Source organism: Archangium sp., assembly GCF_036388035.1.
Lineage (GTDB): Bacteria > Myxococcota > Myxococcia > Myxococcales > Myxococcaceae > Archangium.
In genome coordinates this window covers 1-20,902 of the sequence record NZ_DASVSO010000327.1, presented here as the reverse complement: position 1 = coordinate 20,902, position 20,902 = coordinate 1, and the positions used below count along the sequence as shown (strand labels likewise).

Annotated in this window: 15 protein-coding genes and 2 pseudogenes; 10 read left to right on the top strand and 7 right to left on the bottom strand. The window is 70.1% G+C overall.

Translation table 11 applies throughout. The annotated features are described in order from the left end of the window. Positions 1–279, bottom strand: a pseudogene (locus tag VF697_RS13475) (DUF3592 domain-containing protein); the annotation flags it as partial. A gap of 16 nt (positions 280–295) precedes the next feature. Continuing rightward, entirely contained in the window at positions 296–916 is a 621-nt protein-coding gene (locus VF697_RS13470; RefSeq protein WP_331094951.1) for a TIGR02265 family protein, read from the bottom strand. Between the two features lie 208 nt (positions 917–1,124). Between VF697_RS13470 and VF697_RS13465 the strand changes: the two are divergent. The 4 genes and pseudogenes from VF697_RS13465 to VF697_RS13450 form a co-directional block, all read left to right on the top strand. Next, a pseudogene (locus VF697_RS13465) lies at positions 1,125–1,343 on the top strand (DUF2891 family protein); the annotation flags it as partial. Between the two features lie 35 nt (positions 1,344–1,378). Continuing rightward, positions 1,379–1,636, top strand: a complete 258-nt coding sequence (locus VF697_RS13460) for a hypothetical protein (protein WP_331094949.1) — start codon at positions 1,379–1,381, stop codon at positions 1,634–1,636. Beyond that, complete coding sequence (locus VF697_RS13455; RefSeq protein WP_331094947.1) at positions 1,637–1,774, top strand: hypothetical protein; 138 nt, start codon at positions 1,637–1,639, stop codon at positions 1,772–1,774. It begins immediately after the preceding gene. Continuing rightward, positions 1,765–5,808: a hypothetical protein gene (locus VF697_RS13450; protein ID WP_331094945.1), complete on the top strand. Its 4,044-nt coding sequence runs from the start codon at positions 1,765–1,767 to the stop codon at positions 5,806–5,808. Before VF697_RS13455 ends, VF697_RS13450 begins: the two co-directional genes overlap by 10 nt. 135 nt (positions 5,809–5,943) lie before the next feature. Here the strand turns inward: VF697_RS13450 and VF697_RS13445 are convergent, their stop codons facing one another. The 3 genes from VF697_RS13445 to VF697_RS13435 form a co-directional block, all read right to left on the bottom strand. Continuing rightward, on the bottom strand, positions 5,944–6,300 hold the full coding sequence (locus VF697_RS13445; RefSeq protein ID WP_331094943.1) for an HU family DNA-binding protein: 357 nt from the start codon (positions 6,298–6,300) through the stop codon (positions 5,944–5,946). Between the two features lie 112 nt (positions 6,301–6,412). Further along, positions 6,413–7,216: an ABC transporter ATP-binding protein gene (locus VF697_RS13440; protein WP_331094941.1), complete on the bottom strand. Its 804-nt coding sequence runs from the start codon at positions 7,214–7,216 to the stop codon at positions 6,413–6,415. Positions 7,217–7,273: 57 nt separating this feature from the next. Beyond that, positions 7,274–7,675 (bottom strand): hypothetical protein, encoded by a 402-nt coding sequence (locus tag VF697_RS13435; RefSeq protein ID WP_331094939.1) that lies wholly within the window; start codon positions 7,673–7,675, stop codon positions 7,274–7,276. Positions 7,676–7,708: 33 nt separating this feature from the next. Here VF697_RS13435 and VF697_RS13430 point away from each other — a divergent pair, with 33 nt between their 5' ends. Then, complete coding sequence (locus VF697_RS13430; protein ID WP_331094937.1) at positions 7,709–8,326, top strand: tellurite resistance TerB family protein; 618 nt, start codon at positions 7,709–7,711, stop codon at positions 8,324–8,326. A 61-nt stretch (positions 8,327–8,387) separates the two neighbouring features. Here the strand turns inward: VF697_RS13430 and VF697_RS13425 are convergent, their stop codons facing one another. After that, complete coding sequence (locus VF697_RS13425) at positions 8,388–8,960, bottom strand: hypothetical protein (protein ID WP_331094935.1); 573 nt, start codon at positions 8,958–8,960, stop codon at positions 8,388–8,390. A 23-nt stretch (positions 8,961–8,983) separates the two neighbouring features. Further along, complete coding sequence (locus tag VF697_RS13420; protein WP_331094933.1) at positions 8,984–9,814, bottom strand: autotransporter outer membrane beta-barrel domain-containing protein; 831 nt, start codon at positions 9,812–9,814, stop codon at positions 8,984–8,986. Positions 9,815–10,355: 541 nt separating this feature from the next. On the opposite strand from VF697_RS13420, the gene VF697_RS13415 reads away from it, so the two are divergent. The 5 genes from VF697_RS13415 to VF697_RS13395 all read left to right on the top strand — a co-directional run. After that, complete coding sequence (locus tag VF697_RS13415; protein WP_331094931.1) at positions 10,356–17,303, top strand: non-ribosomal peptide synthetase/type I polyketide synthase; 6,948 nt, start codon at positions 10,356–10,358, stop codon at positions 17,301–17,303. Positions 17,304–17,468: 165 nt separating this feature from the next. Beyond that, a complete protein-coding gene (locus VF697_RS13410) occupies positions 17,469–18,833 on the top strand; it encodes an ATP-binding protein (RefSeq protein WP_331094929.1) in 1,365 nt (454 codons plus the stop codon). A 164-nt stretch (positions 18,834–18,997) separates the two neighbouring features. Next, positions 18,998–20,260, top strand: coding sequence for a sensor histidine kinase (locus tag VF697_RS13405; RefSeq protein ID WP_331094927.1), 1,263 nt, complete (start codon positions 18,998–19,000; stop codon positions 20,258–20,260). Positions 20,261–20,266: 6 nt separating this feature from the next. Beyond that, entirely contained in the window at positions 20,267–20,731 is a 465-nt protein-coding gene (locus tag VF697_RS13400; RefSeq protein ID WP_331094925.1) for a response regulator, read from the top strand. Beyond that, positions 20,721–20,902: hypothetical protein (locus VF697_RS13395; protein WP_331094923.1), on the top strand; the 182-nt coding region annotated here is incomplete at its 3' end. The genes VF697_RS13400 and VF697_RS13395, both read left to right, overlap by 11 nt.

Sequence of the window (20,902 nt, the reverse complement as noted above, 5' to 3'; positions counted from 1 at the left end):
CGCCTTGCCCACCATGTAGAGCACCTCCAGCGTCGCCTCGGCGCCCGCGCGCGCGTCCCGGGGCGGGAGCTTCAGGGCCGCCACCTGGCCCTCCACCGCCTCGGCCCGCGCGAGGAAGCCCTGCTCCTCCACCACCAGCCGGCCCAACGCCCACGCTCCCGCGCCGAGCGCCGCCATCAACCCGAGCCCCACCCCCAGCACCCGGACGAGCCGGAGCAGGGAACCGGGGACCTGCGAGAGGGGGACACGCCGGGGGGCCTGGGGGATGGCGAGCTGCATGCCCCCATCCTACCGCTCACCCCCAGGTCAGCACGTATTCACTGGCCAGCGGGCCCGTGTGCCGGCCCCTCACCCGGGGCTCGCGCGCGCCCACCACCTCGAGGGCCGACGCCAGGGCGCCCTCCACATAGGGGCGCGGGAGGAAGTCGCGATCCAGGCTCATGAGGGCCGTGTGCTCCGCCGACGTCACCTGGCAGCGCCCGCTGCCCGTCGAGGAGGCCACCGCGTACGCCATGGGCAGGCTGTCCAGCAGCCGCTTCGGGTCGCCCCCCAGCAGTGCCTGCAACGGCCGACCCGTCGCCGAGGCGAAGAAGTCCATCGCCCCCCGGCGCCCCAGCGCCCGCAGGGCTCCCTCGAAGTCTCCGTATCCGTCCTTCAGCAACCATGCCGCCGTCCACAACAGCCGCAGGAAGGAGTCCGTCGGGTAGCAGGTGAAGTCCACGAACCGCCGCTCGCCGCACTCGCGCAGACAGCGCTCCACCGCCGCCTCGTCCCCCAACGCCCGCATCACCTCCACCACGCTGCGGAAGAACATCCCCCGCACGCTGTCTTCCGGCGTGGCCAGGGCCAACCGCCGTTCCAACTCCCGTTCGGCCTCGGGCACGTCCGGGTCCGATCCGGTGACGCCTCTCCTCATGTGCTACGCCCCTCCCGGCGACCGCGTCCTGCCATACCCAAATATCGGTGAGGGGCGCGCTTTCGGCACGAACGGGCCTCCCGGAAAGTTCAGGTCCGAAACAGATGGAGCCTTTCCCGGGTCTCCCATCGTCGTGTGAGGACGCCCTCCTCCGACGGCAGGGCCTTCGGCTCAGGGCCCTCCCGGTGGTCATGGCGAGCTCACCCCGGCCTTCTTCGGCTGCTACGACTGGCACTCGGCCGTCCACGGCCACTGGCTCCTCGTGCGGCTGGCGCGGACGTTCCCCGAGGCCCCCTTCGCTCCGCGCGCCCGGGCGGCGGTGGCCAGGAGCCTGACCCCCGCCAACATCGAGGCGGAGGTGCGCTACCTGAGGGCGACCCGCACACACTGGGAGCGTCACTTGCCAGTCTCAGTGTGTCTGATTTAGAGCATTCCCGCTTTCCAACAGCTGGGGGAGTGGCAATGCGTCGAGGCGTCTTCATGGTGGTGCTGTTGGTGGCGGGAGCCGCCTCGGCGGCCAGCGTGCAGGGACAGCTCGCCACGAATACGACGTGGACGCTGGCGGGCAGCCCCTACACCCTGACGGGCGACGTGACCGTGCCCCCCTGGGTGACGTTGACGCTCGAGCCCGGGGTGCAGGTCATCGCCGCCTCGACGGATGCCCAGGCCTCCGGGGCCGACCCCGACAAGGTGGAGCTCATCGTCCAAGGCGCTCTCTAGGTGCTGGGCACCGACTCCAGTCCCGTCACCTTCAAGGGCTCCGCCGTTGGCTATGACAAGTGGCGTGGCATCCGCGTGGAGTCGGGCACCACCACCGTCCTGACCAGCGCCCTCATCCGCGCTACGGCGTGGAGGTGACCGGCGCCAGCACCTCGGTCACGGTGTCCTCCAGCATCCTCACCAGCAATTACTACGGTGTCGGCGTCTCCGGCGGCACGCTCGACATGGATCACACCGTGGCCTACGCCAACTTCACGGGCGTCCAGGTCGGCGCCGGCACCGCCACCCTCCTGCACGACACCATCTCCTTCAACACGGGCGACGGGGTGGTCATGGCCAGCAACGGCTACTCCCTCTCCCTGTACGACAGCATCGTCTCCAGCAACAACGGCTTTGGGGTCTACCGCCCCAGCTACACCCCGGGCTCGGCGTCGCTCGCCTCCAACAACGTGTGGAGCAACGGCTCGGGCAACTACTCCGGCGTGTCCTCGAGCTTTGGGAGCATCTCCTCCGATCCCCTCTTCGCCTCCCCCACGGACTTCCACCTCCAGGCCAGCTCGCCCTGCCGAGGCAGGGGTACGGGCGGCACGGACCTCGGCGCCCTGCCCTACCGGGATGACACCGTGGCCAGTGTGGTCATCGAGCCCGCCAGCACCACCGTGGGCGCCACCCAGACCACCGCTTTCACCGCGCGCGCCTACAGCGGCCTGGGCAATCCGATCAGCGGGGTGAACTTCACCTGGAGCGCCAAGGAGGCCGCCGGCACCATCGACACCACCGGCGTGCTCACCGCCTCCTGCACCACCGGCACCGTCACCGCCGCCGTCACCGCCACCAGCCCCAATGGCGTGAGCGCCACCGCGGATGTCACCCTCGTGCCCGGCCCGGCGACGAAGGTCGTCATCTCGCCCCCGGCCACCGGCATCGAGGCCGGCGCCTCGCGCCTCTTCACGGCCAGCGTGCTGGACTCGTGCGGCAATGCCCGCACGACGGACACCGTCACCTGGAGCACCGCCACCGGCGCCGGCACCATCAGCGCCACCGGCCAGTACACGGCCACCTGCACCCCGGGCAGCTACCCCGGCGCGGTCACCGCCCGCCTGGGCGCCCTCTCCAACACCGCGAACGTGTTCGTCTCCACGGGCCCGTTCACGCGGCTCCATGTCTCGCCCTCGTCGCCCAGCCTCGCCCTGGGGGCCCAGCAGGCCTTCTCCGTCATGGCCACCGATCGCTGCGGCAACGTCCTGACGTCCCCGGACATTGCCTGGAGCGTCGTCAACGGCGGAGGCTCCATCACCTCCGAGGGCGTCTTCACCTCGGGCACCCGCGCGGGCTTCTACGCCGACACCCTCCAGGCCTCCAGCGGCGGCAAGCTGGGCCACACGAGCGTCACGGTGCTGGGCGGTGAGATCGTCTCGCTGGAGCTCGTCCCGAGCACCCCCACCGTGGAGCCCAAGGGCCGGGTGACCTTCAAGGCCGTCGCGCGGGATGCGTACAACAACGAGGTCCCCGCCACCCCCACCTGGAGCGTCATCGCCGGGGGCGGCACCATCGACTCCGCGGGGACCTTCACCGCGGGCACCGTGACCGGCACCTACACGGGGACGGTCCGCGCTGTCGCGGGCAGTGCCTCGGCCACCGCCACCGTCGTGATCAAGCCCGGGCCCGTCGCCCGCATCGAGCTGAGCCCCTCGCCGGCCATGCTCTCGCCGGGTGGCTCGGTGCGCTTCACCGCGCGCGTGCTGGATGCCTACGACAACCTCCGGACGACGGACACCGTCACCTGGAGCCTGCTCACCGACACCGCCGGGAAGTTCAACACCACCCCGGGCGACTTCACCGCCACCACCGTGGCAGGCAACTACACGGATGCCATCCGGGCGGAAGCGGGCGGAAAGACGGCCTATGCCTCCGTCCTCGTCCGGCCCGGGGCGCTGTCGCGGCTCCAGCTCAGCCCCTCGTCGGCCTCGCCGCGGGTGGGCGAGTCGGTGGCCTTCACCGCCAAGGGCCTGGATGAGTACGGCAATGAGGTGGCGATCACGCCCTTCTGGGAGGTGGTGGGCGGTGGCGGCGGCATCAGCACCATCGGCACCTTCACCGCGGGCAACCTGGCCGGCACGTACACGGACACGGTCCGGGTGCGCGCCGACGGCCTGAGTGCCACCGCCACCGTGGTGGTGAGGCCGGGCCCGGTGGTGAAGGTCTCGCTCTCTCCGAGCAGCCCTTCGCTGCTGACCCGCGGCACGCTGCAATTCACCGCCAGGGCCACGGATGCCTTCGGCAACGAGCTGGCCTCCAGCCCGCGCACCTGGTCGGTCCAGCCCTCGGCCGGCACCCTCACCGCCACCGGCCTGTTCACCGCGGGCAACACCGCCGGCTTCTTCACGGACGCCGTCGCGGTCGAGGTGGAGGGAGTGAAGGCCGCCACCAGCGTGGACATCTCCCGCCGGGTGGCGAGGGTGGAGGTGTCGCGGACGGGCACGGGCGCCCTGGACGCGGGTGGCACCGCCACCTTCACCGCGCGGGCCTTCGACTCCAGCGGCGCGGAGGTGCTCGACGCGGGCCTCACCTGGAGCGCCCGGACGGGCGCGGGCTCCATCGACTCCAGCGGTCGGCTGACGGTCGCGTGCACGCCGGGCACCTTCTCGGCGGGCGTGACGGCCACCGCCGAGGGCATCTCCAGCAGCGTGGACGTCACCATCGTCGCCGGCCCCGCCGGGCGCCTGACGGTCTCGCCCGCCAGCGTCCTCGTGGAGGCGAAGGGCTCCACCTCCTTCAGCGCCTCGGCCACGGACACGTGCGGCAACACGCTGCCCCCGCCCTCGGTGACGTGGAGCACGACGAGTGGCGCGGGCTCCATCACCGAGGGGGGCCAGTACACGGCGCCGTGCACCGTGGGCAGCCTGCCCGGAGCGGTGGTGGCCAGGCTCGGCGGCCTCTTGGCCAGCGCGAGCGTGACGGTGAAGCCGGGAGCGCCGGCCTCGCTCTCCGTCGAGCCGACGTCCGCCATGCTCGCCGTCACCGAGACGAAGCAGTTCTCGGTGCGGGGGGCCGATGTGTGCGGCAACGCGCTGACGCCGTCGGTGAGCTGGGAGGTGGTGTCCGGAGGAGGCTCGGTGGACGGCACGGGCCTGCTCACCGCGGGCACCCGGGCCGGCAGCTACACCGACACCCTGCGGGTGAGCACGGGCACGCTGTCGGCCAGCGCCAGCCTCACCGTGCTACCGGGCGCGCTGGCCTCGATGGCCATCAGCCCCGAGCGGACCGAGCTGCTCCCGGCCGGCAAGAAGACCTTCACCGCCCGAGGCGCGGACCGCTTCGGCAACACGGTGCCGGTGTCGCCCACCTGGAGCGTGGTGGCCGGCGGCGGCTCCATCCTGCCCTCGGGTGAGTTCACCGCGGGCACCGCCGCGGGCACGTACACGGGCACGGTGCGGGCGGAGTCCTCGGACGTCTCGGGGAACGCCACCGTGATCGTCCTCGCCGGCTCCACCACCCGCATCGAGCTGACGCCCACGAGCGTCGTGCTCGAGCCCGGGCAGGAGCGGCGCTTCACCGCGCGGGCCTTCGACGTGTTCGGCAACCCCAGTGCCACTCCGCTCACCTGGAGCGTCGCGGCGCCGGAGGTGGGCACGATGGATGGCACGGGCCGCTTCACCGCGGGCACGGTGGCCGGGAGCTACGCGGAGGCGGTGCGCGTGAGCAGCGGCGGCGTCACCGTGGTGGCGAACGTCACGGTGGTGGCAGGCCCCACGGCGCGCGTGGAGCTCACGCCGCTGGCGCCCACGGTGCTCGTGGGAGGCACGGTGCGCTTCTCCGCGCGCGCGCTGGATGCCCACGGCAACGAGCGCTCGGCCCAGGCGCGGTGGACCAGCAACGCCTCGGCCGGCGCCATCACCGGGGAGGGCCTGTTCACCGCCGGCACCCGGGCGGGCGAGTTCCCCGACGCGGTGACCGCCACGTTCGACGGGGTGAGCGCCTCCACCTCGGTGAAGGTGCTGGCTCCGGACAGCCCGGACTCTGGAACCGGTGGCAACGACGGTGGCACGGGCGAAACGCCGCCTCCGCCTCCCAGTGGCTGCGGCTGCTCGAGCGCGGCCGATGCCTCGGTGCCGGTGGCCCTGCTGCTGCTGGCGCTGTTCATGAGCCGGCGCCGGACCTTCCAGGTCTAAGCCTGCTCCGGTTCGAGCTCTCGAACCTCGAGGGCTCGTTCCGGGCATTCGCTACACCGACGCCCCCGGCTGGGTAGCGCCGGAAAGGGGCGGCCCGCGCGAGCGCGAGCTGGCGCTCGGGACCGCCCCAGCGGATCAGATCAGATCCTTGAGCGCCTTGAGGGGCTGGATCTTCACGACCTTGCGGGCCGGCTTGGCCTTGAAGACGGTCTCCTGGCCCGTGAAGGGGTTGATGCCCTTGCGCGCCTTGGTGGCCGGCTTCTTCACGACCTTCAGCTTCATCAGGCCGGGGACCACGAACTTGCCCGAGCCGCGAGCGCCGAGGTTCTTCTCGATCTGCCCGCTGAGGGCGGTGAAGACCGCGCCGACCTGCTTGCGGGAGAGGCCCGTCTCCTCGGCGATGTTGAGGAGGATCTGGGACTTGGTGGGGGCCCGACCGGTGTTGGAGGTAGTGCTCTTCTTCGCAGCGCCTGCAGCCTTCTTCGCAGCCATGATGGACTCCTGGTCGTAGTGAGACGACGCGATCCCATACCACTGTCCGGGTCGCATGGCGGCCACGGATTCAGCGGGATTGTGCGGCAGCGTGAATTCGCCTGGGGGGCAGCTACGTGGAACCGTCGTAGGAGGAGCGGTTCTTCGAACGGCGCGCCAGCCAGTTGCGGAGGAAGGCCTTCACCGCCGGGTGCTGGGACTCGCGGACCACGTCGGGCGGACCTGACTCGACGATGAGGCCCTCGTGCATGAGGGCGATGGTGTCGGCCATGCCGAAGGCGGACGCCACGTCCGGCGTGATCACGAGCGAGGTGGCCCCGAGCTGCTGCTTGGCGGTGAGGATGATGTCGTTGACGGCGGCCGTGGTGAGCGGATCCAGGCCGGCCGTGGGGTCGTCGTAGAGGAGGATCCTCGGCCGGAGGATGGTGGCGCGCGCGAAGCCCACGCGCTTCTGCATGCCGCCGGACAGCTCACCGGGGAAGCGCTGGGCCGCGTGCGACAGCCCCACCATGGCCAACGTCTTGTTCACCGTCTCCTGGATCTCCTCCTCGGACATGCGGGTGCGCTCCCGCAGGGGGAACGCCACGTTGTCGAAGACGGTGAGCGAGTCGAAGAGGGCGTTGGCCTGGAAGAGGATGCCCTGATTGCGGCGCATCTGGTTGAGCGCGGACTCGTCCATCCGCGCCACGTCCTCGCCCTCCACGAGCACCAGGCCCCGGTCCGGCTTGAGCAGGCCCATGAGGTGCTTCATCAGCACCGACTTGCCCGAACCGGACATCCCCACCAGCACGCAGGTGGTGCCCTCGGGCACCACGAGGTCCACACCCCGCAGGGCCTGATGGCCGCCAAAGGACTTGTGGAGGCCCCGCACCTCGAGGGTCAGCTTGCGTGCCGGCTCGCCGCTCGTGTCGCTCATCGCCTCGCCATTCTAGGGTGAATCCCCGCGCGGCGCTCAGACGTACCGCTCGTGGGCTCAGTTCACGGGACCCACGCCGTACGCGTTCCACTCGCCGAACTCGTCGACGTAGAACTCGTAGGCGTAGTGGGTCTGCACCGTCTGGGTGTCCCCATTGCCCCAGCGGCGCAGCTCCGAGTACTTCACCCGCACCGGGAAGACCATCGGCCCGCTGATGCCGTTGACGAGGCGGTCCCGCTCCGTGGTCTCGCGCGACTCGCCAAAGGTCACGCTCTCGAAGGTGACCGTCGTCGACGAGTGCGATGAGCCGACGCCCGTCGCCAGCGCCTGCGCCTTGCGCGTGACGTAGGCCTTCACCTCGGCTTCGGTCGGCGGCGTCGAACGGGCGCTCTGCGAACAGGCGGCCAGGAAAAGAGCCACGATCGAGACGCCGAGCACTCGGCTGAAAGACGCGAACATGAGACCTCCGGAACCGGGAAAGAGGCCGCGACGATGGTCCAGGCGTGCGTCGGAAATCAAGCCGGTGTCCTGCCCGGAGCACCCCATTGCATGAGAGCGGGGAGCACGCGCTCTTCAACACCGGCGCTTCAGCTCGTGCAAGGGACGAGGGGTGCGCGAAAACCGTTTCCGGTACTCGGTGGCGCCGACTATCCTGCCGCGCCGAGCAGCCAAGGAGACGACATGACGCGCGAGTATCCCCAGGAACAACTGATGGCGTTCGTCCAGGCCATGGCCAACGTGGTCGCGAGCGACGGCCGCATCACCGAGGACGAGCGCCAGCAGCTCGACAACATGGTGGCCGGCATCGGCCTGTCGCCCCGCGACGAGCAGGTCTCCGCGCTCATCGAGCAGGAATTCCAGAAGCCCAGCCGCCTCACCGACATCGTCGGGAAGATCGAAAACCGCGAGCTGCGCGCTGCCCTCCTGCGCATGCTCGTCGAGGTGGCGTGCGCCGACGGCGAGATCGCGAACGAGGAGCGCGCGTCGGTGAAGGCGGCCGCCAGCGCCTTCGGTTTCAACGCGTCGATCGCCGACGAGCTCATCGACTGGGCGCTCGCCTCGATCAAGCTCGAGCAGCGCGAGCGCGAGATCATGGCGAAGCTGGTCTAGTCCGCGGCAGGAGCACCAGCGCAGTCGTTGTCGCAACGACTGCGCTGCCCTCCCCCTCACCTCAGAAGGGCATTCCAGAGATGAGGTAGAGGTAGTTGACCCGAATGCGCGTCGCCCAGCACGCGTGCAGGTTCAGCTTCCAGTCTTCGCTGGGGAGCGAGCCCTTGGCCTGAAGGAAGAGCTCTTTCGGGCTGTCCCCCAGGGCCGTGAGGTCCACCTCGTCGCCCGCCAGGCGAATGGGCTGGCCACTCGACCCGGGCTGACGCTGGTAGGCCAGGAGCACCTTCGCCTCCGAGGGGTCCGTGGAGTCCTTGGTCCTCACGGTCACCGAGGCCGATTCCAGGGTATCGAGCCGGGTGTTGTCGTCGGTCTCCAACGTCACCTCGGTGAAGCGGAGGGTGAGCTTGCCCGCGCCGCTTGGGATTTGTTCAGGCACGGGGACTGGGAAGGGCGTGACCCAGTTCAGCTCCTGCTGCCCCAGGTCCATCCCCGGAACCGGCTCATCCTTCAACGTCTTGCAGATCCGCTGTGCGTCTACCTCCACGAAGAAGAGCTGCTTGAGAGAGAAATCCTCGGCACAACCCCCGAGGAGGCATGCCGCGGACAGCACCAGGGCGCATCGAGCCTTGCGCATGAGAGAGTCTCCAGTTCCGCGAATCACTTGAAATAGATGAGGAAGCCCAGCTTCACCGAGGGAAAGGTGAAGTTCAGCTTGATGGGATCGGCGCTGATGCCTTCATCGCCCAACGTGCCTTGCAGGAGGGCCTCCGACTCATTCACACGGACCGACACGTAGCTGAGGCCCGCGCGCAAGAAGAAGGAGAAGTAGCGCGGAGAGCCGAGCTCCAAGCCCACGCTGGCCGTAGCGAAGTCGTAGCCGAAGTCCTTCAACACCAGGCTGACGAGCTCGTCGGAGGTATTCATGCCGAACCTCTTGGAGAGGGCCGAGCCGTAGTCCGCGGGGAAGTAGTGGCCGACGTCCACGTTCAGGGAGGGCGTGATGGGGAAGTAGAAGGCCACGCCCACTCCAGCACGCGCCGCCACTCCAATCGTATTGGTCGCCAATCCTCCGCTCAGGCGCAGCCAGGACATGGGGCGGTAGAGCAACGAGGCCCCCACCCCATCGGGAACGCCGCCATCGAGCAGCAGTCCCCAGCGCGTGTGCGGCCTCTTGGCGGGAGCAGCGGGTGCGGCCGGGACCTCCTCGGCCACGGCGCCAACGGAGGGCGGCGGCTCGGTGGGAGTCTCGGCGGACGGCGCGGTCGGCTGGGACTCCGGGTCCGTGGAGGGGCTCACATCGGTGGAGACGGCCGGAGGGTCCTCGACGGCGGGCGCCCCCGCTGACTCTCCGGAGGACTCAACAGGAGGAGCAACCGGAGGGGCCTCGACGGCGGGTGCCGCCGACTCCCCGGAGGACTCAACAGGAGGAGCTGCCTGGGCGGCCTCGACGGCGGGCGCCCCCGACGACTCCCCAGGGGATTCAGGCACGACGCTCCCTTGGGAGAGCGCGAGAATGAGCAAGAACGGAGACATAACGAGACAGAACTCCTGGAAGACGTCGAACCCCAAGACACGGCACGAGGTTCCGGGCGGGGCACCGACCCCGCTCTCACCTCAGCTGACGAACAGGTGGAAAAGGCATCGGGGCAAGCGCTGGCTCCTGGAGCCCCCTCGCGCCTCCTCCCTTCATCCTCATCGCCCCCCCCTGTCAGGGTGCCGCCATGCAACAGTTACCTGTATAGCGTAATGGCTGATCGTCAGCCAAGGGGGGGTTCAAGCGCGCGGAGGAGGCCGCGGGGAGGCGGCTGCGGCGCCCTGGGTAACAGGGGACGCGAGTAGAAGCGGACGTGGGACGGAGTGGTGAAGCCCACGCGGAAGACGGGGGAGCCATGGAGCAGCTCCTTCCTGATATCCACTCCCGAGCGAGCGAGCAGGCCACCGGTCAGTAAGTTCGCCGAGCGGAGCGCTGGCTGGTGGTCCGCTGAGCCATGCACCGACGAAGCATGCCGGCCAGGAGTGTTGAGGGACCATGCCTGATTCGACCGGGGAGCAATCCTCCAGCCGTCCCCTCACTGTGCTGGAGGGCGGCCCCCTCGCGTACAACCAGCAGGCACTCTGGTTCGCCTCCAAGTTCGACTCCAGCGCGTACAACCTCGCCTACGGGTTCCGGCTCCAGGGCTCATTGGAACCGGGGTTGCTGCGGCGCGCGCTGGCGCTCCTCATCGCGCGCCATCCGGTGCTCCGCACCACCTTCGCCGAGACGGAGCACGGACCGCGCCGGGTGGTTCACGGCGAGCTGGACTTCGAGTTCCAGCACCTCGAGGCGGTACGGCTCGAGGAGGAGGCCCTCTTGCCGCGCCTGTATGCCGACGCGGCCCGTCCCTACGATCTCCAGAACGGACCCGTGCTCCGCTGCGCACTGTACGGGCGGGGCCCGCGCGAGCACGCGCTGCTGCTGGCCACCCACCACCTGTCGCTCGACGGTGGCTCGCTGATGCTCCTGCTCCAGGACCTCCAGCGGATCTACGGCGCGCTGGCCCAGGGCCGTGACGTGGACCCCGTGCCCGCTGGGACTCGGGATTATGGCGAGTTCGTCCAGTGGCAGGCGGAGTGGCTCGCCAGCGCCGAGGGTGTCCGGGCACGCGACTACTGGCGCGAGCAGCTCGCCGGATGCGCGCCCGTGCTGAACCTGCCCACTGATCACCCGCGGCCGGTCCGGCAGACCTTCCGCCAACGGACGCACCTCCTGCGGCTCGACGACACCCTGGCCCAGTCGCTCGGAGCGCGGGCGAAGGCGGAGGGCACCAGCCTCTATGCCCTGCTGCTCGCGGCCTTCCAGGTCCTGCTCCATCGTCACAGCGGGCAGGATGACCTGCTGGTGGGAGTCCCCTTCTCCGGCCGAAGCCAGGACTGGCATTCCGGGGTGGTGGGCTACCTCGTCAACACCCTCGCCGTGCGCTCCAGGGCCCCCGTGGGTTCGTCCTTCCGGACGTTCTACAGGCAAGCCGCGCGAACGCTGCGGGAGTCCCTGGCCCAGGGCAACTACCCGTTTCCGAAGCTCATCGAGGAGCTCGAGCTGCCGCGCAACCCGGGCCGCGCGCCGCTCGTGCAGGCGACGTTCACGCTGATGCCACGCCCTCGGCCCGAGGCGTCACGGGAGCCCCCTCCGTTCGAGTTCGAGCGGTTGACGGCCTCCAACGTCGGCGTGCCGGGTGAGCTCTCGGTGCACGTCCACTTCACCCGCGACTCCGGGACGCAGCTGCTCTGGGGCGTGAATGCCGACCTCTTCGAGGCGGAGACCGTGGAGCGCCTCGCCGCGCGCTACGTCACCCTGCTGGAGTCCATCGCCTCGGACCTCGACCAGCCGCTCGCTGGGCTGCGAATGCTCCCGCCCCAGGAGGAGCACCAACTCCTGGTGGAGTGGAACGCGACTGGCATGGCGGCGCCGGAGGGGTGTCTTCACGAGCTGTTCGCCCGACAGGCGGAGCAGACACCGGACGCCCTCGCGGTCCGCTTCGAGCAACAGGCGCTCACCTACCGGGAGCTGGAGGAGCGCGCCAACGCACTCGCCCACCGCTTGCGCCAGCTCGGGGTCGGGCCGGAGGCGCGGGTGGGCCTGTGTCTGGAGCGCTCGCCGGAGCTGATCATCGGACTGCTCGGGGTGTTGAAGGCCGGTGGTGCCTACGTCCCGCTCGACCCGGCGTACCCCGCCGACCGCCTGGCCTTCATGGTCGAGGACGCACGGCTCTCCGTGATCGTGACCCAGCGTTCGCTCGCCGATCGGCTGCCCGCCAGCGACACCGCGCGGCTCTTCATCGGCCCGGGTGGCGAGGAGCTGCCGGGTCCGCGCTCGCACGCGCCCGCCAGTGGCGTGAGCGCCGGAAACGCGGCGTACATCATCTACACCTCGGGCTCCACGGGGCGGCCCAAGGGCGTCATCGTCGAGCACCGGTCGATCCTCAACCTGCTCGCGGCGCAACCGCGGGTGCTCCCCCTCGGGCCAGGAGATCGCCTGCTGCAGCTCGCGTCGGTGAGCTTCGACATGGCGGTCCAGGAGATCTTCTCCCCGCTCGTCTCGGGGGCCACCCTCTGCCTGGCCCGGCGGGAAGCCCTGGTCCCCGGGCCAGAGCTGGCGAGCCTCCTGCGAGAGCGGGAGATCACCACCGTCATCCTGTCTCCCTCCGCGCTGGCGGCGCTGCCTCCGGGAGAGTATCCGGCCCTCAGGGCCATCATGGTGGGCGGAGAGGCCTGTCCGGATCCGATTGTGGCGCGCTGGAGCGCGGGCCGCCGCTTCATCAATGGGTATGGGCCCACCGAGGCCACCATCTACGCCACCTGCACCCCATGCACCGCGGGCACTCCGGTGACGATCGGCCGGCCCATCGGCAACGTCCAGGTGTACGTGCTGGACTCGCGGCTCCAGCCGGTGCCCCGAGGGGTGCCGGGCGAGCTGTACATCGGAGGCGCGGGCGTGGCGCGCGGCTATCCGCGGCGCCCCGAGCTGACGGCGGAGCGGTTCGTCCCGGATCCCTTCGGCACCGTGCCGGGGGCCCGCCTGTACAGGACGGGAGACCTGGCGCGCCACCTGCCCGACGGGCAGCTCGAGTTCCTCGGGCGCATGGATCATCAGGTGAAGATCCGCGGCTTCCGCATCGAGCTCGGGGAGATCGAGTCCGTGCTGGGAGCGCACCCAGCCGTGCGCGAGGTCGTGGTGCTGGCCCGGGAGGAGAGTCCCGGGAGCCCGTTCCTGGTGGCCTACGTGGTGGCGCGCGAGGGCCACGCGGTGGAAGAGGCCGGACTCCGGACCTTCCTCAAGCGCTCCCTGCCCGAGCACATGGTGCCCTCCGTCTTCGTGCCGTGTGAGCACCTGCCCCTCACCTCCAACGGGAAGGTGGACCGGGCGAAGCTGCTCGCCCTGCCCTTGCGTCGCGAGCGGAGCACCCGCTCCCGGCCTCCGGCGAACGAGGTCGAGCGCACCCTCGCGCGCATCTGGCAGGACCTCCTGCGGCTCGAGCGCGTGGGAGCCACGGAGAGCTTCTTCGAGCTCGGCGGGCACTCGCTGCTGCTCACGCAGGTGCAGGCGCGGATGAAGCAGGCCTTCGGACGGGCGCCGTCGATGCTGGAGCTGTTCGAGCATCCCTCGATCGAGTCCCTCGCGGCGTACCTCACCCCGGCCACGTCCGCACCGGAGCCCCTGCGTGCCAGGTCCGCGTCCTCCGAGGAGCGGGGACAGGCGGTGGCCATCATCGGAATGGCCGGGCAGTTCCCGGGAGCCAGGGACCTGGAGCAGTTCTGGCGCAACCTCGCCGCGGGCGTGGAGTCCATCTCGCGCCCGAGCGACGAGGAGCTGACGGCGGCCGGCATTCCTCCCGGGCTGTCGGGCCGCCCCGAGTACGTGCGGGCCAAGGGCGTGCTGGAAGGCGCGGAGCTGTTCGACGCGGAGTTCTTCGGCATCAGCCCCCGCGAGGCGGGCCTGCTGGATCCGCAACAGCGGCGCTTCCTCGAGTGCGCGTGGGAGGCGCTGGAGGACGCGGGCCATCCCCCCCAGACGCACGGCGCCTCCGTCGGCGTCTTCGCCACCTCCAGCGCGACCACCTACCAACCCCACCCGTCCTCGGACGAGCCCGCCGACACGTGGCAGCTCAAGCTGGGCTTGGAGAGCGACTTCCTGGCGACCCGCGTCTCCTACAAGCTGGACCTACGCGGGCCGGGGCTGACCGTCCGGACGGGCTGCTCGGGCTCGCTCGTGGCGGTCCACCTCGCGTGCCGCAGCGTGCTCTCCGGTGAGTGCGATCTGGCGCTGGCGGGGGGCGTGTCGATCTCCGTGCCACTCGCGGGCGGTTACCTCTACCAACCCGGGATGATCCTCTCCCCGGATGGCCACTGCCGGGCGTTCGACGCGCGGGCGGCGGGGACCGTGCGCGGCAACGGCGTGGGCGTCGTCGTCCTCAAGCGCCTGGAGCGCGCCCTGGCCGACGGCGACACCATCCATGCGGTGATCCGCGGCTCGGCCCTCAACAACGACGGCGCGGGCAAGCTCGGCTACACGGCGCCGGGCGTGGCCGGGCAGGCCGAGGTGATCGCCCGGGCGCAGGAGGTGGCCGGAGTCCAGCCTCACGAGGTGTCCTTCGTGGAGACCCATGGAACGGGCACCCCGCTGGGAGATCCCGTCGAGGTCGCCGCGTTGACGAAGGCGTTCCAGCGCGGCGGGGGCGTCCAGGGGCACTGCGTACTGGGAGCCACCAAGCCCAACATCGGTCACCTGGACTCGGCCGCGGGGATCGCGGGGCTGATCAAGACGGTGCTCTGCCTGCGCCACGGTCAGCTCCCGCCAGTCGTCCACTTCGAGCAGCCCAACCCGGGGCTGGAGCTGGCCGGGACGCCTTTCTCCATCAACGCGCGGCTCTCGGACTGGACGCCGCCCGAGGGCCTGCCCCGGATCGCCGGAGTGAGCTCCTTCGGCATCGGCGGCACCAACGCCCATGTGGTGGTGGCGGAGCCGCCGGCCGTGCCCGCCGAGACGGCCTCGGAGCGCTGGCGCGTGCTGCCCCTCTCGGCGCGCAGCGGCGCCGCGCTCGCCGAGGCCGCCCGGCGCCTGGGAGAAGCCCTGGCGAGGCGTCCGGAGCTGCCGTTGGCGGACGTGGCCCACACGCTCCAGCGGGGACGGACTCCCTTCGAGCAGCGCGTGTCCCTGGTGTGCCGGGACGTCCCGGGTGCGGTGGCGAAACTGGAGCGGCTGGCGCGCGAGCTCGCGCGGGGCGAGCGCTCACCAGGTGTGGCCCGAGGCCGGGAGGTGGCCTTCCTGTTCGCTGGCCAGGGCTCGCAGCACGCGGGCATGGGACGCGCGCTCTACTCCGCCCAGGCGGTGTTCCGGGCCGAGGTGGACCGGTGCGCCGAGCTGCTCCGGCCGCACCTGGGGCTGGACGTGCGCGAGCTGCTCCTCCAGCCAGAGGGCGAGGCCTCCGGCGAGCGCATCCACCAGACGGAGCTCGCGCAGCCCTGCCTCTTCGTCCTCGAATACGCGCTGGCCCGGCTCTGGATGTCCCTGGGGCTCGTCCCGAAGGCGATGATGGGCCACAGCCTCGGGGAGTACGTGGCCGCCTGTCTCGCCGGGGTGTTCTCATTGGAGGACGCGCTGCGGCTGATCCTCGCCCGGGGGCGACTGATGCAGGCCTTGCCCGAGGGCGCGATGCTCGCGGTGGCGCTCTCGGCGGACGCGCTGCGGCCCCTGCTCGAGGAGCACCTCCACATCGCGGCGTACAACGCGCCCGCCCGCTGCGTGGTGGCCGGTCCCGTAGAGGCCATCTCCCGGCTGGAGCGGCGCCTGGAAGCGAACGGGAATGGGAGCAGGCGCCTGCGAACCTCGCATGCCTACCACTCGCCCATGATGGAGCCCGCGCTGGCCCCCTTCGCCGAGCAGGTGCGGCGGGTGCGGCTCTCGGCCCCCACCCTCCCCTTCATCTCGAACGTCACGGGGACGTGGATCACCCCCGAGCAGGCGACGGATCCCGACTACTGGGTCCAGCACCTGCGTCAGCCGGTGCGCTTCGCGGACGGAGTGGCGTCCCTGTTGGACGCACAGGGGCCGGAGCGGCTGCTGCTGGAGGTGGGCCCGGGCCAGACGTTGGGGGGATTGGTCCGCCAGTGCCCGGGCTTCAGCGAGTCCCACGCCCTGCGCTCGTCGCTGCCCCGGCCCGGCTCACGGGCCGATGACGCGGAGTTCTTCCTGTCGCAGGTGGGAGAGGCCTGGAGCCACGGAGCGGCGGTCGACTGGCGGGGCCTGGCTCCGGATGAGCGGCGCCGGCGCGTCTCCCTGCCGACGTACCCGTTCGAGCGCCAGCGCTACTGGACGGATCAGGCGACGCCGCCTCCCCTTCCCACCCAGGTACCCGCTCGCGCTCCGCTCCCGGGGGACGCGCCCCTCCAGGAGGCGGTGGCGACGATCTGGCGTGAGCTGCTGGGCGTCAGCGCCGTGGGCCTCCACGAGGATTTCTTCGACCTGGGAGGTGATTCGCTGCTCTCCGTCCAGCTCGGCGCGCGGCTCCGGGAGACGTTGCAGGTGGACTTTCCCCAGCAGCGGATTCTCGAGCACCGGACGATCGAACAGCTCGCGTCCTTCCTGCAGGGGGCCGCCCGCGCGGGCGCACCCCTTCTCAACGGCGGCGCGTCGCTGCTGGTCGAGCTGAACCGGGGTGACCCGCGACGCCGCCCGCTCTTCCTGATCCATCCGGTGGGGGGCACCGTCTTCACCTATCAATCCCTGGCGCGCATGCTGGACCCGGGCCTGCCCATCTACGGCGTGCGCGCGCGGGGACTCGAGCCTGGCGAGACCCTCGCCGGAAGCATCGAGGACATGGCCACCCTGTACCTGGAGGCCGTGCGCACCCGCCAGCCCTCCGGGCCCTACCGGCTCGCGGGGCACTCCTTCGGGGGCGTGGTGGCGTACGAGATGGCCCAGCAACTGCTGACGCGCCGCGAGCAGGTGGAGTCCCTCCTCCTCATGGACTCCCCGGGCCCCGGACAGATGCCCGTGAGCCTGGGCTCCCAGGAGGAGATCCAGGAGTACTTCCACAGGATGGCGCCCGAGCTGTTCCGGGAGCTCTTCCTGACACCGGCGGCGCGGGAGGGCTCGCTGGACGCCCTGCTGCCGCGCGGCGAGGTCTTCCTCCGGGTGTTCCGGGAGAACGCCTCGGCCATGTTCGCCTACACGCCGCGTCCCTACCCGGGCCGGCTGGTCTTCTTCCACGCGCGGGAGCGGGATGCCATCAACTCGCCTCACCCCGAGCTGGCCTGGATTCCGCTGGCCGCCGGGGGCGTCGAGGTCCACGTCGTGCCGGGCAATCACGTGACCATGCTGGGAGAGCCCCACGTGCGCGACCTCGTCAAGAAGGTGCGGGGCGTCCTGGACGAGCACGAGGAGCGCCAGGGCCGGACGGCGGGGCTGTCCTCGCCCACGCTGGGATTGCGCACCCGGTAGGAGCGGGACGCGCTGTGTTCACTTTGAAATCGAACGGCGTGAAAAGCGCGCGCCCCCATGCTTTTCCATCCGGACTGGATGATTCTCGGATCATCCCTGCCCCCGGGGAATGAAGCCGAGCTGCGGTCTGTCGTGGTCCGCACCCGGTAGAAAGAGATGAGGCCCATGAGTACCCGCCCCCGTGCTCCCGCGCCCCGCGTGCTGATCATCGATGACACCCCCACCATCCATCAGGACTTCCACCGGATCCTCGCCGGACCCCGGGACAGCTCACCGTTCACCGAAAAGGAGATAGCCCTTTTCGACCTGGCGCCGTCTCGTGCGCAGGGGCGCCTCTTCGAGGTGGACTCCGCCTTCCAGGGGGAGGAGGGCCTGGAGTGTGTGCGCGCCGCGTTGAAGGAGGGACGGCCGTATTCCGTGGCCTTCGTCGACGTGCGCATGCCGCCTGGAATGGACGGCGTGGAGACCATCGAGCGCCTCTGGCGGGAGGACCCGGACCTCCAGGTGGTGCTCTGCTCGGCGTACGCGGACTACTCCTGGGAGCAGGTGGCGCAACGGCTGGGCATCAGCCAGCGGCTGCTCATCCTCCGCAAGCCCTTCGACAGCATCGAGGTGCGCCAGATGGCCCACGCGCTCTCCGAGAAGTGGGAGCTGCTGCGCCGGGACCGCAGTCGCATGCAGGAGCTGGAGCGGGCCAACGCCCGGCTGGAGCAGGAGGCGGAGGAGCGCAGGGTGCTGGAGTGCCAGCTCGCCCAGGCCCAGCGGCTGGAGTCCCTGGGGAGGCTCGCCGCCGGCATGGCGCATGAGGTCAACAACCCGCTCAGCTTCATCATCTCCAACCTCAACCATGTCCACCGGGAGCTGAACGGGCTGGCCACCGGGCAGCGCGTGGATGACCCGGGCGAGCTCCAGGAGGCCTGCCACGATGCGCTCCGGGGCTGCGAGCGCATCCGGCGGCTGGTGCAGGACGTGCGGGTCTTCGCCCGCGTCAACAACACCCCCGCCAATCCGGTGGACGTGGTGGAGGTGATGGAGGAGGCCCTCGCCATGGCCGGCATTGCCCGGGTGCCAGGGCTGCGGATCGAGAGGGAGCTGCAACCGGTGCCGCCCGCCGTGGCCGACGAGCACGGCCTGGGACAGGTCTTCCTCAACCTGCTCATCAACGCCGCCCAGGCGCTGCGGGGGAACGGAGAGACCGCCGAGCCCACCATCCGCGTGGCCACGGGCCTCCATCCCGACGGCCGGGTGAAGGTGGAGATCCGGGACAACGGCCCCGGCATCGCCCCCGAGCACCTGGGCCGCATCTTCGAGCCCTTCTTCACCACCAAGCCGGTGGGGGAAGGCACGGGGCTGGGCCTGTCCATCTGCCACGGCATCGTCTCCGGGCTCGGGGGCGAGCTGTCCGTCGAGAGCCAGCCGGGCCAGGGCGCCACCTTCCGCGTCCTGCTGCCGGCGGCGCCCGTCCGCTCCTCACGGCCGTCCACGAAGCGCCCGCTGGAGCAGGTGGGCGTGGAGCGCAGGACCCAGTAAGCCGGGCCAGCACACGCCCGGCCGAAGGTGTCAGTCGGCCCTCACGCTTTCGTCCAACACCCAACACTTTCATCACAAAATTTCACCACTGCTGCATTCTTATAAAGTAAGACGGTGCGCCTCTACAGGGGGGAAGTCGCTTGGAAACGCGCCGAAGTGCCGCAGTGGACGCCCGCACGCTGGATGAAGCCCCGGGGACGGCCTCGCTCGAGGCCTCAACCCCCGATGAACTGCTCGAGTTGATCGCGAGGTTGGCGGCGAACGAGCCTCATGCCCGGTGCCGCGTCAGTGAGGGGCCGCTCGCCCCCATGGCCGTGGCACTCAACAACCTCGCCGCCACCCTCGATGCGCGCCGCACCCTGGCCCACGAGCTGTTCGGCATCGAGATGTTGGTCGCCCAGTCGCCCATCATGATGATGACGGTCGACGCCGAGGAGCGGATCCGCTTCTTGAACTACAGCGTGCCGGGCCTGACTCCCTCGGAGATAGTGGGGAGGAGCCTCTATGACTTCGCCGCACCGGAGCAGGTCGAGATCATCCAGAGCCACGTTCGGCGGGTGCTCAGGACCGGCGAGCCGAGCAGCTACGAGGTTCGCTCCGTGCTTCCCTCCGGGCCCGAGTGGTTCGGAACGAAGGTGGCGCCCATCCGCGCCGGTGACCGGGTCATCGGCGTCACGATGAGCATGATGGACATCACGGACCTCAAGCGGACGCAATTCCGTCTGGAGCAGTCCAACCGGGAGCTGGAGAGCTTCGCGTCCGTGGCCTCGCACGACCTGCAGGAGCCGCTGCGCAAGATTCAGACCTTCAGTGAGCGCTTGGGGACGACGTACAGCGAGGCGCTCGGCACCGAGGGGCGCGACTACCTGGAGCGGATGAACAAGGCCGCGGCGCGCATGCGCAAGTTGATCGACGACCTGCTCTCCTACTCCCGCGTCTCCTCGAAAGCGCAGACCTTCGTTCAGGTGAACCTCACGGACACCGTGCGTGGGGTGCTGGGGGACCTCGAAACGACCATTGAGCAGGCGGGAGCGACTGTGTCGTTCGGTGAGCTGCCCGCGGTCGAGGCCGCTCCACCGCTGATGCGGCAACTGTTCCAGAATCTCCTGAGCAATGCCCTCAAGTTCCGCCAGGAGGGCATTGCGCCCGCCATCTCCATCCATGGCACGGTCGAGGCGGAAACCCGGCAGGTTCAACTGCGCGTGGAGGACAACGGCATCGGCTTCGAGGAGAAGTACCTCGACCGCATCTTCAAGGTGTTCCAGCGCCTGCACGGGCGGAGTCAGTACGAAGGGACGGGAATCGGCCTCGCCGTATGCCGCAAGATCGCCGAGCGGCACGGGGGGAGCATCAGTGCGCGGAGCACCCCCGGGCAGGGGTCCACCTTCATCGTCACGCTGCCGCTCAAGCAGACCCTCCCCAGGTAGGCACCCATGGAACACCTCAAGCCCGGCACCATCCTGATGGCCGATGACGACGAGGACGACCGCGAGCTCGCACGGAAGGCGTTGGAGGAGAGCCGGCTCCCCAACAAGCTCCGGTTCGTCGAGGATGGTGAGGAACTGCTCGACTACCTGCACCGACGCGGGCAGTACGCCGACCCGAAGAACGCGCCAGACCCCAGCCTCATCTTGCTGGACCTGAACATGCCCCGCCTGGATGGCCGAGAGACGTTGCGAGTGCTCAAGTCCCACTCCGCCTTCCGGCGGATCCCCGTGGTCGTCCTGACCACCTCGAATACCGAGGAGGACATCCTGCACAGCTACGACCTGGGGGCCAACAGCTACATCATCAAGCCCATGACCTTCGAGGGACTCGTCGAAGTCATGAAGGTGCTCGACAGGCATTGGTTCCAGCTCGTCGCGTTGCCTGCCGCGGTTGGTGCGCATGAGCACTGAGAGAAGCCACCCGCCCGTCCGGGTCCTGCTCGTCGAGGACGACGAGGATGACTTCGTGGTGACGCGGGACGCGCTGCGCTCCATCGGCCCGAAGCGGATGGTGCTCGAGTGGGTGGACAACGGCGAGCAGGCGCTCGCAGAGCTGGAGACAGGGCGCCATGACGTCTGCCT